The organism is Methylomonas koyamae (genome assembly GCF_006483455.1).
Lineage (GTDB): Bacteria > Pseudomonadota > Gammaproteobacteria > Methylococcales > Methylomonadaceae > Methylomonas > Methylomonas koyamae_B.
The window spans coordinates 1-9,694 of record NZ_PPPU01000067.1; the positions used below are offsets into that span (position 1 = coordinate 1).

Sequence of the window (9,694 nt, forward strand, 5' to 3'; positions counted from 1 at the left end):
GGCGGGTCTGCCGCCGCCGTAAGCCTGCCGGGCTCAAAACTCGATCCGCACCGAGCCTAAAAAGGTGCGTGACGCGCCCGGTTGAATCCCGCCGGTACGGCTGCCCCAGGTGGAGTTGGTGTAATAGCGCTTATCCAGCAAATTGTCGATATTGAACTGCAGACTGATCTTGGAAGGGCCGGCATGAAAGGCGTAGCCCAACGCGGCATCGACCCGCGCGTAGCCGGGCAATTGAAACGAGTTGAGGTTGTCGCCTTCGCGCTGGCCGACCAGATAGACGCCGGCACCCGACCACAGGCCTTTCAAGGCCGGTTCGGCAAACTCGTATTTCGACCACAGGCTACCGGCATGGCGCGGCACATTAATGAAGCGTTTGTCGCGGAAGTCGGCGTCTTCCACCACCCGGGTGTCGGTATAGGAATAAGTTGCGATCAGATTCCACTGCTCGGTGATTCGGCCGGCCATATCGAACTCTATCCCGCGGCTGCGGCCCTTGCCGACGAAGATGCTGTAGCGTTGGTCGCCGGGGTCGGTCTGAGCCACGTTTTTCTTGGTCAATTCGAAGAACGCCAGGCTGGCGTTGAGCCTGCCGTCCCACCACTCGCCTTTCAGGCCGGCTTCGTAACCTTCCGACATTTCCGGTTTGCGCTGCGTGCCGGGCGCCACCAACACGCTGTTGGCGGCGTTCAGGGCTTTGCTGTAGTTGCCGTAGAGCGAAAGCCACTGCAACGGCCGATACAGCAAGCCGACCCGCGGACTGAACTCGCCGTCGTCGGTGGTCGGCGTATCGACCCAGCTGGTGCGGGCCTGGTCGTAACGGGTACCGAACAACAAATGCCAGTCTTCCCTGATTTTGACCTGGTCCTGGATGTACAGCCCCCACCAGGAATCGCGGCCGGACGAAGTCGGATCGTATTGTTCCTGGCTCAAATCCACGCCCGGCCGGCCGTAAACCATGGGCTGATAAATATTGATCCGTGCCGGAAAAGTATTGCCGCAGCCCACTTCGCACAGAAACAACGCGGTGTTGTTGCGGTAATCGATTTTAAAAATATCGCCGCCGACCGCCAGCGTATGTTCCGTAGCGAACAGGGAAAATTTGCCGGTCAGGTTGATCAGACCCTGAATGCTGTCCTGGTCGTAATCGTACATGCTGTACCAGCGCGAAGCCTCGCCGCTGGTTTCGTCCAGGGCTTCGATGCCGACGCCGGCGCTGTATTGGTGGTTGCTGTTGTAAGCGGCCTTGGCTTCCAGCTTCCAGCGCTCGTTGAATTCGTGGCTCAGACTCATGCCGCCGTAAAGCAAGCTAAAATCGGCGCCATCCAGCGCCGGCTCGCCGAAATAACGGCTGATCGGTACGTTGGCCGGCCGCTGGCCGACCGCCGGAACGCCGAAGGTCGTCGGGCCGTTGACATCGTGGTAACGAAAATCGAAATCCAGCCGGGTGCGCGGCGACAATATCCAGGCCAACGACGGCGCGACGAAACCGCGCTCTTTATGCACCACATCCCTGAACGAATTGCTGTCCAGATACTCCATATTGAAGCGGTACAGCAGACTGCCGTCCTGGTTGACCGGACCGGTTGCATCGACCAGGGTCCGGTACAGATCGAACGAACCGAATTGCTGCTGCACCGAGTAGTAAGGCGTGTCCAACGGCCGTTTGGTAACGTAGTTGATCAAACCTCCCGGTTGTAATCGGCCGTACAAGGCGCCGGCCGGGCCTTTCAGAACTTCCACCTGTTCGATGTTGGCCAACGAATGCGATTGGGAAACGTCGCGCAGGCCGTCGATATACTGGCTGCTACCGGTATCGAAACCGCGCAGAAAAGCCGTGTCGTAGAAAAACTCCTCGCCGCGGGTATCGAAATAACCACTGACATTGCGCAGTGCATCGCCGACCCGGATCGCCTGCTGGTCTTGCAGCACCGCTTTCGGCACCACCTGGATCGAAACCGGAGTTTCCATCACCGGCGTGTCGGTCTTGGTTGCCGTGCTGGCAACGCTCCGGTTGTAATGCGGGTTGTACGGATCGGTATCGGCGTATTCGGCTCTAGCGGTTACCGTCACGCCGGGCAATACGGAAGCGGCCGACTGCGGTGATGCGGCCGCGGCTTTTTCCAAGGTCAGACTGCCCGATTCGGTACGCCGGACCGTCAAACCGCTGCCCGCCAACAAGCGCTGCAAGGCCTGGCTCGGCGTCATTGTTCCCTGCAAGCCCGGCGAAACCAATCCGCGCAGCAGATCGGCATTGATCAGCAATCGCTGGCCGCTGGCCTCGGAAAACTGCAGCAACGCATCGGCCAGCGCCCCTGCCGGAATCTTAAACTCCACCGTCGGCGGCGACTTTTCCGTGGTGTCGGCGATTGTGCGGACCGGAAAGGCCGTCAGCAACAATCCGGCGCAAAGCAGCGGGGCGGCCCAGACCTGCGCCCGCCGCTCGCGGCAGGCATTTGCGGCCGGGCTGGCGGCAGCGGCGAACGGCGGGATACTGGCTTCATGCATCATTGGGACTCCGTCGATTGTTATCCGATTCGGCAGGCAGCGGCTTATGCCGCCGGCTCCTGCGATGAAGACGAAATCAACTCGGTAGAGCATCCATCCGCCCGAAAAAAAAATTTCGGGCGTCGAAACAATCAGCCGGCGGAAAGAAACACCAGCGCGTCTCCAAATTTGGTGACTTTGACGGGAAGAGTCTGGGCAATGGTTTGCAGCGCCTGATCGGTATCGCCGATATCGAACACGCCGGTCAGCGGCAAATCGGCGATGCGGCGATCGACGATCAGTATCTTGCCGGGCCGGTAACGCTCCAGTTCGGCGATAACCTCTGCCAGCTTTTGGTCTTGAAACACCATGCGCCGTTGCCGCCAAGCGCCGGCGCGTTGCGGATTGACAGCCGCCGCCGGCTCCAGCCGGTCGCCGGCGAAGCCGAGCTGCTGGTTGGCGGACAGGCGCTCGTGAGTCCGGCCCCCGGCCGTGGTGATTGTTACCGCATGCTCGAATACGGTGACACTGGCCCCGCCGTCCCGGCAGCGGACGCTGAACGCGGTACCCAGGGCCTGGATTTCACCGGCTTCGGTGGCGACGACAAATGGCCGCCGCTTGTCGGCCGCCACTTCGAAATAGGCTTCGCCGCGTGCCAATTCGATCCGGCGTCGCTCGGCGGAGAAGTTGACCGAAAAAGCGCTGCCGCTGTTGAGCAATACGGTAGAACCGTCGCTGAGTTGCACCTGGCGTTGTTCGCCGACTGCACTGCGGTAATCGGCCAGCAACAGGCTCCATTGCGGATAGGCCAGCGTCAACCCCAGTAAGGCGGAGGCCGCCAAGGCCAGTCCGGTTTTAGACCAGCGCTTGCGCGGTCTTGTAACCGGCCTGGCCGCTGCAATGGGCGGCGCTAAATCGGTATCGGCGAGCGGCAATTGGTCCAGGCCGCGCCAAAAGTCGTTGACGTCGCGCCAAGCCTGCCGGTTTTCCGAAGCCTGAGCCAGCCAAGCCTGAAACGCCTGGTGCACGGCAGCGTCGGCCAGATCGGAACTCAATCGGGCCTGCCATTCCATGGCCTGTTGTTCTGCATGTTGTTGTCGGCGGTCTGGCATGGGCGGCAAGCGGGAGTCTGAAGGAAATCGGCACGGCAATTCGGCCGGGGTATTGTCCACCATAGGCCGGCTTCCGGCTACGACCTGTCGGCAGGACCGCCGGCTTCCAGTTCCTGCATCCGCCGCCGGCAATGCTCCAGCGCTTTGACGATATGCTTCAACACGGTGTTTTCCGAGATATCCAGTTCCCGCATGATCTGCGAATAGGGGTAGTGTTTGAATTTATGCAGAACGAAGACTTCCCGACAGCGCGGCGGCAGCTCCGCAATAGCGATACGCAAGTGGGCCAGCTGCTGCTGGCTGTAGAGCTGGCGCTCCAGGCCGGGCTGAGCGTCGGCATGTTCGGCCAATTCCTCGGCGTCGGCATAGCGCGCCTGTTCCCGCTGAATTTTCCGGATATGGTCTATCGCCAGATTGCCGACCACTTTATACAGAAACGCCCGCGGATTCCGGATCGGCGCATCGGCTTCGACTTGCCTGAGACGAAAGAACGCGTCCTGCAGGATGTCGGCAGCCGCATCCGGGCATCTCACCCGATTCAACACAAAACCGAATAATTCCTCGCGGTGAAGTTCGAGCAGCGTGCTGGCAAAGGCTTGGTCGAGTTTTAACATGGCAAAAAATTGCGGAGGGAAACCGGCTTTCCCGAAGCAAAACTTTCGCCAGCATCAACGCCTCGCGCCGCTTTTGCCCGGCACGCCCGGTAAATTCGGCGTCGCGGAGACAAGAATCGGCTGGGCTGGACGCGCGGCAGACAAACTTGCCGCTTGAAAATTGCGGCAAATGCCACATCGACTGTGGCAATTGCCGCAGTCTGGCGAACTTGCCGGCTCTGACCGAAGGCCGCGGCAGCGTGCTGGCCGGCAAGCGGGATGGAAACTAGCCTACTACGGCAGCCCGTTCCAGTTGCCCGGTTATGTGCGGCTGGACGCCTTTGCCGCTTACAAATGGAATGTGCATAAATCCCGGTCACCGCCCGATTCAATATCCGCAACTTGTTGGATAAAACCTATTACGAATCGACCGACCCGGATTCGAATGTCTCGCCGCGTACCGGTATTTACCCCGGTGCGCCGCGATCGGTCGAGCTCCCAACGGCGACCCTGGCAGGGTCCGCCAGAATCAGCGTTGGCAGAAAACGAGGGAAAGTTGTCATTGAATCATCCTCCAGAACGAGTACGCTTGTTAGCGAGACCAGCTAACGGGGGAAAATGTCATGACGACATTTAGCTTTGCTCATCCGGAAAACTTCAAATACCAATCGCGTACCATCGGCATCGTCGTATTTCCCGGCGTGGAATCGCTGGACATCACCGGGCCGTTCGAAGTGTTCAACTTCGCCAATCTCGGCTTGGGCCAGCACGGTATCGACTGCGACCCGATTTACACGATCAAACTGTTGGGCCGGAGTCCGGGGCCGGTGGCGACGCTGTCCGGCCTGCAAATCGTCGCCGAAGACATTTACGGGGATACTTCGACCGAGTACGACACCTTGTTGATTCCCGGCGGCGACATTTCGCAGGAATTGCACAACCGGGAACTGCTGGACTGGATCGCCGCGATGGCACCCAAGGTTCGCCGCATCGCCTCGGTGTGTACCGGCGCCTTTTTGTTGGCCGAAGCCGGTTTGCTGGACGGCCGGATTGCCACCACCCATTGGCATTACAGCCAGCAACTGGCGGAATGCTATCCGAACATCCAGGTCGAAGCGGACCGGATTTTCATCAAACACGGCCATATTTTCACCTCCGGCGGCATCACCTCCGGCATCGATCTGGCGTTGGCCTTACTCGAGGAAGATTGGGGCCGGGATTTGGCGCTGTTTGTCGCCCGTTTCCTGGTTGTATTCCTAAAACGGCCGGGCGGCCAATCCCAGTTCAGCAGTTATTTATCCAACGAAGCGTTCCAGCGTACCGACTTGCGCGAATTGCAGTCCTGGATCATCGCCAATCTGCATACCGAACTGAAAGTCGAGACGATGGCGGAACGTTTGGCGATGAGTCCGCGTAATTTCGCCCGGGTGTTTCTGAACGAAACCGGTATGACACCGGCCAAGTTTGTCGAAACCGCCCGCATCGACCAAGCCCGGCATTTTTTGGAAACCACCGAACAGTCCATCGAAAGCGTCGCCAAAAAGACCGGTTTTAAAGATCCGGAGCGGATGCGACGCACATTTATCCGTCAGTTGGGCATCAATCCGCAAAACTATCGACAGCGATTCGGTCAAGCCGCATCCGTGATTGGCCAAGCCTGGCAACAGTAAGGACGTTAACCGCCAGATTCCGTTCGTGCCGGGAGCGCTATCGTCGGCTTCGGAGTTCCCTCAGTAACCGCGGCTATAAAACCGGCCGGGCAGGCCGTCGCTTTGCCCGGCAGTAACCACACCCAGGAGAACCGTTATGCGCATTTTATTGATCTCAACTGCCTTTTCGGGATTGACTCAACGCTTTTACACCGAACTCGACGACGCCGGTTACGACGTCTCGGTGGAATTGCATCACGGCAACGACGCGCAACTGACCGAAGGCGTGGAATTATTCAAACCGGATCTGATTCTTTGCCCTTACCTGACCCGGCGCCTGCCGGAAAACATCTACCACAAATATCTCTGCCTGATCGTGCATCCCGGCATCAAAGGCGATCGCGGCCCGTCGTCGCTGGACTGGGCGATTCAGGAACGGCTACCGGAATGGGGAGTAACGCTACTGGCCGCCGACCGGGAAATGGATGCCGGCGCCATCTGGGCGACTAAATGTTTCCCGCTACGCCAAGCCAACAAGAGCAGCATATTCAATCGGGAAGTAGCGCAGTGCGCGGTGGATTGCCTGTGGGAAGCCATGACCTATCTGGATTCGGCCCATTTCCGGCCGGAACCGCTGGATTACAACCGGGCCGATGTCAAAGGCCGGCTGCGGCCGGCAATGAAACAAGCCGATCGCCGTATCGACTGGAAACGGCACACGACCGCCGAAATCCTGGCCAGAATCCATGCCGCCGACGGTAGCCCCGGCGTGCTGGACGAGCTCTACGGCCGGCCGTTTTACTTATACAACGCCACGGCCGGCGAACGCTGCGGCGGCAAACCCGGCGAAATCGTCGCGGTTGCCGCCGGCGCGATTTGCCGCGCCACGCTGGACGGTTCGATCTGGATCGGCCACCTGAAACCCAAAACCGGCGATGCCAGCGCAATCAAACTGCCGGCGGCAACCGCATTGGCCGATTTGCTGCCGGAACCGCCAGCCGGCCTGTCCGGCTGGTTCGGCAAAACCGTCAAACGCCACGAACCGGATTACACCCAGCCAGGCCGACAATATCCCTGGCAGGAAGTCTGGTACGAAATCGTCGGTCAGGCCGCTTACTTGCATTTTCAATTTCATAACGGCGGCATGTCCACCGAGCAATGCCGCTTGTTGTTGCGGGTTTATCAACACGTGGCGACGCTGGATGTGAAAGCCATCGTCTTGACCGGCGGCGACGACTTCTGGTCCAACGGCATTCATTTAAACCTGATCGAGGCCGCGGCCAATCCGGCCGACGAATCCTGGGACAACATCAACGCGATCGACGACCTGATCCGGCAGATCATTACCACCATGGACAAAATCACTATTGCGGCGGTGGCCGGCAACGCCGGCGCAGGCGGCGCGATTCTGGCACTGGCGCCGGATAAAGTATTCGTCCGCGACGGCGTCGTCTTCAACCCGCACTACAAAAACATGGGCGAGTTGTACGGCTCCGAATATTGGACCTATTTATTGCCGAAGCGGGTCGGCCACGCCGCCGCGGCCGAATTGACCGAACGGCGCCTGCCGGTCAGCGCCCGCCGGGCCTGGCACCTGGGCATGATCGACAAGGTGCTCGACCGGCAGCATGCGATCTTTGCCGCACAAATCCGCCATTCGGTAAATACCTTGATCGCCGACCCGGCCAATCTGCAGAAAATGCTGGCCGAAAAAGCCGCGGTCCGCTGCCGGGACGAAGCCATCAAACCGCTGGCGGCGTACCGGAAATTCGAGTTGGCGCAAATGTATGCCAACTTTTACGGCAGCGATGCCTACCATCAGGCCCGTAAAGCGTTCGTCTTCAAAAAAAGCGACGACAAAACCGCGGATTACCTCGCCAAACATCGCCAACCGGCCGGCGTGGCCAAAGCGGTGCCCGGCAGCATGGCGCATTGCGTGTGGCAGGATTGTTATGCGATGGGCGACCCTCAAGTGGACAATCAACACCAAGACTTCTTCAAGATTGCCGACAAACTGCTGGCGGCCCGCAACAAGGACGAACGGCTTGATTTGATGTTCGAGCTGTATCAGCACGTCAAGGAACATTTCGGCGAGGAAGAAGCGCTGATGAAAAAATCCGGTTTCCAGCATTACCCCAACCACGCCAAGGAACACAATCTGATGCTGGAGAAGCTACTGGAAATGGACAAAAAAATTCAGCGCGACCAACTGGCTCCAACCGACCTGCCGGAATTCATCGAGCGCTGGACCAAGCACATCGTCAACTCTGACATGGCCTTCAGCCAACACTGGAAGGAGATGAACGTGTTCAGTGTTTAACCGTTTGTTTGGCAAGAGTGACTTTCACCCCAAATGCCCGCAAATCGCGTCCATCACCCAGTTGGTTCTGGCCGCGGTTTCGCCGGTGGACGACGCGCAGCCCTGGTCGCGTAATTCGGCGACAATCGCTTCGATCAGGTGCAACTGGATGTTTTCCGGATTGGGCGGCAGAAATTGCCGGGTTCCGGCCGCGTTTTCCAGCATGATCGGAGTAAAGGCGAAAGTGGAAAAACTTAGCGCACCGGCGCTACCCAGAATTTCGACGCTGTCGGCCCGGCTGGTTTCGGCGGCGGCAAAACACCAAAAACCGGAGCCGATTGCGCCGTTGGCAAAGCGAAACGCCGCGGCAACGGTATCTTCTGCCCGGTAAAGCCCACCGCGATTGGCGCAATGGCCGGTGACGTCTATGATCGGACCCAAAATGAAATCCAGCGCGTCCAGTGTATGGCAGGCCAGATCGTAAAAATAGCCGCCGCCGGCGATATCCGGATTAACCCGCCAGGGCAATTGCTCCGGATTGCGGTCGGCCGGGCGCGGGGTTTGCACCAAACGGATGTTGACCGCCAATACCGAGCCGATCGCGGCGGCGTCGATCAGGGCCTTGACCTGCAAGAAGTAAGGTAACGCGCGGCGGTAATAGGCCACGAACAGCGGCAATCCGGCGGCGCGGGCGGCTTGGTTCATGGCCAGACAATCGGCATAACGGCGGGCCATCGGCTTTTCCACGTAGACCGGCTTACCAGCGCGCAAGGCTTGCAGCGCATATTCGGCATGGCTGGACGGCGGTGTCGCGATATACACGGCATTGACTGCCGGATCGGCGATCAGCTTTTTCGCATCCGCGTACCAGCGCGGCAAGCCGTGGCGCGCCGCATAATCCGCCGCTTTCTCGGCGCTACGGCCCATCACCGCGACCAGTCGGGAATGGGCGACCTTGTTGAAAGCCGGCGCACTTTTTCGTTCGGCGACCGCGCCGCAGCCGATCATGCCCCAGCGGACTTCGTCGAGTAGGATTGCCATCGGCTTGAAATCGCGAACAGATGGCTCAGGTCGGGTACGTGGCGTAGCGCGGCAAATCGTCGCCGGCGCAAGACCAGTCGGCTCTTGAATCCCAGAAAATCCGGGCTTGCGGCTGGATCGGCGCGTCGTCGTCCAAAGTGCCGGCCGGAATCAATACCGCGGCCAATTCCGGCACGAAACGGGCCACGGCACAGCCGCATTCGCTGCAAAACTGGCGGGCAAAGCGCTGCGCTTCGGGTACTTTGTAACGTTTCAGCAAGGACTCGCCTTGGATAAAGCTCAAGCTGGCGTTGCCGAGGAATAGATTGCTGGCATGGCCGCTACCGGAGGCTTTGCGGCAGCGTTGGCAATGGCAGTGGTAGAAACGTTGCGGTTCGCCGCGGACTTGAAACTTTACGGCGCCGCACAAGCAACTGCCGTTTAACGTGGTTTCGGACATGGGGCCTCCTGTTTTGTCGATAGCCGCAAACGCCGCGCCGGCCGATTGCGGCGGGTGGTGAATCGATTGCAGCATGC

The 9,694-nt window shown here is 59.5% G+C and carries 7 protein-coding genes; 2 read left to right on the plus strand and 5 right to left on the minus strand.

The window, feature by feature from the left end; translation table 11 throughout:
- Nucleotides 1–33: 33 nt before the first annotated feature.
- The 3 genes from C2U68_RS20475 to C2U68_RS20485 form a co-directional block, all read right to left on the minus strand.
- Complete coding sequence (locus C2U68_RS20475) at nt 34–2,508, minus strand: TonB-dependent receptor (RefSeq protein ID WP_186289693.1); 2,475 nt, start codon at nt 2,506–2,508, stop codon at nt 34–36.
- 128 nt (nt 2,509–2,636) lie between these two features.
- Nucleotides 2,637–3,596: a FecR family protein gene (locus C2U68_RS20480; RefSeq protein ID WP_140914330.1), complete on the minus strand. Its 960-nt coding sequence runs from the start codon at nt 3,594–3,596 to the stop codon at nt 2,637–2,639.
- Between the two features lie 77 nt (nt 3,597–3,673).
- Nucleotides 3,674–4,210 (minus strand): RNA polymerase sigma factor, encoded by a 537-nt coding sequence (locus C2U68_RS20485; RefSeq protein ID WP_140914331.1) that lies wholly within the window; start codon nt 4,208–4,210, stop codon nt 3,674–3,676.
- A 602-nt stretch (nt 4,211–4,812) separates the two neighbouring features.
- Here C2U68_RS20485 and C2U68_RS20495 point away from each other — a divergent pair.
- Together C2U68_RS20495 and C2U68_RS20500 are read left to right on the plus strand one after the other, a co-directional pair.
- On the plus strand, nt 4,813–5,859 hold the full coding sequence (locus C2U68_RS20495; RefSeq protein ID WP_140914332.1) for a GlxA family transcriptional regulator: 1,047 nt from the start codon (nt 4,813–4,815) through the stop codon (nt 5,857–5,859).
- A 136-nt stretch (nt 5,860–5,995) separates the two neighbouring features.
- A complete protein-coding gene (locus tag C2U68_RS20500; protein ID WP_186289694.1) occupies nt 5,996–8,158 on the plus strand; it encodes a hemerythrin domain-containing protein in 2,163 nt (720 codons plus the stop codon).
- A gap of 24 nt (nt 8,159–8,182) precedes the next feature.
- Here the strand turns inward: C2U68_RS20500 and C2U68_RS20505 are convergent, their stop codons facing one another.
- Both C2U68_RS20505 and C2U68_RS20510 read right to left on the minus strand, forming a co-directional pair.
- Complete coding sequence (locus C2U68_RS20505; RefSeq protein ID WP_140914333.1) at nt 8,183–9,178, minus strand: Gfo/Idh/MocA family protein; 996 nt, start codon at nt 9,176–9,178, stop codon at nt 8,183–8,185.
- Nucleotides 9,179–9,203: 25 nt separating this feature from the next.
- The coding region (locus tag C2U68_RS20510) for a GFA family protein (RefSeq protein WP_260839429.1) at nt 9,204–9,694 on the minus strand (491 nt) is incomplete at its 5' end.

Bases quoted from the DNA above. Each gene is read 5' to 3' on its own strand.
- C2U68_RS20475 (WP_186289693.1), bottom strand. From the start codon at position 2,508: ATGATGCATGAAGCCAGTATCCCGCCGTTCGCCGCTGCCGCCAGCCCG.
- C2U68_RS20485 (WP_140914331.1), bottom strand. From the start codon at position 4,210: ATGTTAAAACTCGACCAAGCCTTTGCCAGCACGCTGCTCGAACTTCAC.
- C2U68_RS20480 (WP_140914330.1), bottom strand. From the start codon at position 3,596: ATGCCAGACCGCCGACAACAACATGCAGAACAACAGGCCATGGAATGG.
- C2U68_RS20495 (WP_140914332.1), top strand. From the start codon at position 4,813: ATGACGACATTTAGCTTTGCTCATCCGGAAAACTTCAAATACCAATCG.
- C2U68_RS20500 (WP_186289694.1), top strand. From the start codon at position 5,996: ATGCGCATTTTATTGATCTCAACTGCCTTTTCGGGATTGACTCAACGC.
- C2U68_RS20505 (WP_140914333.1), bottom strand. From the start codon at position 9,178: ATGGCAATCCTACTCGACGAAGTCCGCTGGGGCATGATCGGCTGCGGC.